The 540-nt window shown below is 71.1% G+C and carries 2 protein-coding genes; one reads left to right on the forward strand and one right to left on the reverse strand.

The genetic code is table 11. The annotated features are described in order from the left end of the window. Window positions 1–216 (reverse strand): hypothetical protein (locus tag A5780_RS41880; protein ID WP_231982974.1); only part of this gene is annotated, 216 nt, incomplete at its 3' end. A 134-nt stretch (window positions 217–350) separates the two neighbouring features. Here A5780_RS41880 and A5780_RS16080 point away from each other — a divergent pair. After that, on the forward strand, window positions 351–540 hold a 190-nt coding region (locus tag A5780_RS16080; protein WP_156769517.1), incomplete at its 3' end, for a hypothetical protein.

Below are 540 nucleotides of genomic sequence, written 5' to 3' on the forward strand. Positions count from 1 at the left end.
CATCTGAAGACCCGCCGCCAGCTCCGGGCGGCGGGCCTGGCCCCCGGAGGCCATGCCCCGGTCGCGCAGACCGAAACCCGCCGCCGTGGCCGGCGACTGCTGGCCTACCTCTACGACGCACGACTGGCGGTACCGAAACGCACCGCCAGCCCGGCGCAGCTGCTCGCGGTCGCCAAAGCCATCCGCGAGCACCAGGCCCGCGCCGCCGAGCGTCACGGCTACGCCCGTGACGAGCTCACCACCACCGAAGCCCCAGGTCCGGGCTGGAGGCCCGCGCCGCCCGCGCGCGAATCCAGCGTGATTACGACAAGGCCCGCGCCCACGGCACCGGCGCGGTGGAAATGCTCGATGTGGCAATCGATCACCAGCTCGGATACGCCGCCGAGAATCTGCAGCAGATCGCGTGGGGCAACCGGTGGTCGCTGACGGGATCGCTGGCCGAGGCGCTGACCTGGCACGAGAACTCCGAGATCGCGGCCGAGAAACTCGACGAGCTGCGGAACGCTTTCGCCGACCAGTGGGGTGTGGTCATCGACACCG

Origin of the sequence: Nocardia sp. 852002-20019_SCH5090214, assembly GCF_001665865.1 — a bacterium.
GTDB lineage: Bacteria > Actinomycetota > Actinomycetes > Mycobacteriales > Mycobacteriaceae > Nocardia > Nocardia nova.